The organism is Streptococcus pseudopneumoniae (assembly GCF_001072375.1).
Classification (GTDB): Bacteria; Bacillota; Bacilli; order Lactobacillales; family Streptococcaceae; genus Streptococcus; species Streptococcus pseudopneumoniae_L.
The window spans coordinates 1-2,083 of sequence record NZ_JVKV01000111.1 but is presented as its reverse complement, the minus strand read 5'-3'; the positions used below and the strand labels follow the sequence as shown (position 1 = coordinate 2,083).

Sequence of the window (2,083 nt, the reverse complement as noted above, 5' to 3'; positions counted from 1 at the left end):
ACCAGTTGTTTGATCAACGTACTTGATAATAGCTTTTTGTTCTGCCTTACGGTAGACAACAGGTGTATCTTCTCCTGGTTTGTTAGGTGTTACACTTGGAGTGTCTGTCACATAACCTGGGATAACTGGAGTTGGAGTCTTGCCACCCTTAGTTGGATCTTGTGGATCATTGTTGTACTGTGGAGTTGGTGCACTTGGAATTGGTGTATTAGTTTCATCAACTGGGATGATCTTACCAAGTGGTTTATAAGTAACCTTATCCGTAACTTCTGGTTGGTCTGGAGTAACTGTCTTAGATCCAGCTTCCTTCTTATCAGCATAGTAATGTTCAACAACTGGAACTGTTTCTTTACCATAAGTGTGATTAGGTTGATCCCATGTTGTTGTACCATTTTTTTGTTTACCAGTAAAGGTGAAGTCATTTTGAACCTTATCAGCTGGAGTAGCTGTTCCTGCTCCTTCAAACGTTACCGTTTGTTTAGTTGGTTTTGTTACTTCAGTTGTTTTTGGTACATAGATGATTGGTGTATCTTCACCTGGTTTATCAGGTGTTACAGGTGTCCCTGGTTGGATTGGTTTACCTGGTTTTGTTGGATCATTTGGATCTGGAAGATGTGGTTCATAACCTGGCACATCTGGAACAAGTGGTTGACCTGGTTTCGTTGGATCCGTTGGATTATTTGGATACTTCACTCCTGGTGTTGATGGGAAGTTTGGATCGTTTGGTGTCTCTGGTTTTGGAACCAAGTTTCCAAGTGGTTTGTAAGTTACAGTTTCTTCAAGATTTTCTTGAGTGACTGTCTTAGAATCAACACTTGCTTTATCCGCATAGTATCCAGTAACACCTGGCGTTGGAACTGCATCATAGTTAGTCTTATTAGTTGTCCATGCTTCATCAGGGTTAAGAACTTTACCTGTAACTTTATCAAGTTTTAAGGTACGTGTCCATTGTGCATTTTGAACATTGTCTGCTGGTGTTTGACTACCTGCACCTACATAATGAACAGTTGACGTTACATCTTTCTTCCATTGATCTTCCGCAGGGTATTTAGGACTGTTTGGATCATTTGGATTGATTGGATCTGTTGGATTATGTGGATCGTTTGGTCCAACTGGTGTTTCACCATGTTTCAAGGTTACTGTCCATGTTTGATCGACTGAAGCATCGTTATCGAAGTGGGCACCTGTTGGGAACTCATCGCTAACGAGAACGTAACCACGATCTTCATAATACTTGATCTTGTCCGCAGTTGAGTAATTAATTGCCTCACCTGATTTACCACCGACTTGATCATTGGCAAGGGTTTGACCAGTTGTTTGATCAACGTACTTGATAATAGCTTTTTGTTCTGCCTTACGGTAGACAACAGGTGTATCTTCTCCTGGTTTGTTAGGTGTTACACTTGGAGTGTCTGTCACATAACCTGGGATAACTGGAGTTGGAGTCTTGCCACCCTTAGTTGGATCTTGTGGATCATTGTTGTACTGTGGAGTTGGTGCACTTGGAATTGGTGTATTAGTTTCATCAACTGGGATGATCTTACCAAGTGGTTTATAAGTAACCTTATCCGTAACTTCTGGTTGGTCTGGAGTAACTGTCTTAGATCCAGCTTCCTTCTTATCAGCATAGTAATGTTCAACAACTGGAACTGTTTCTTTACCATAAGTGTGATTAGGTTGATCCCATGTTGTTGTACCATTTTTTTGTTTACCAGTAAAGGTGAAGTCATTTTGAACCTTATCAGCTGGAGTAGCTGTTCCTGCTCCTTCAAACGTTACCGTTTGTTTAGTTGGTTTTGTTACTTCAGTTGTTTTTGGTACATAGATGATTGGTGTATCTTCACCTGGTTTATCAGGTGTTACAGGTGTCCCTGGTTGGATTGGTTTACCTGGTTTTGTTGGATCATTTGGATCTGGAAGATGTGGTTCATAACCTGGCACATCTGGAACAAGTGGTTGACCTGGTTTCGTTGGATCCGTTGGATTATTTGGATACTTCACTCCTGGTGTTGATGGGAAGTTTGGATCGTTTGGTGTCTCTGGTTTTGGAACCAAGTTTCCAAGTGGTTTGTAAGTTACAGTT

1 protein-coding gene is annotated in these 2,083 nt (G+C 41.0%); it reads right to left on the bottom strand.

Translation table 11 applies throughout. From position 1 onward, the window contains the following. Positions 1 to 2,083: mucin-binding protein (locus ADH31_RS10045; protein WP_414716741.1), on the bottom strand; the 2,083-nt coding region annotated here is incomplete at both ends.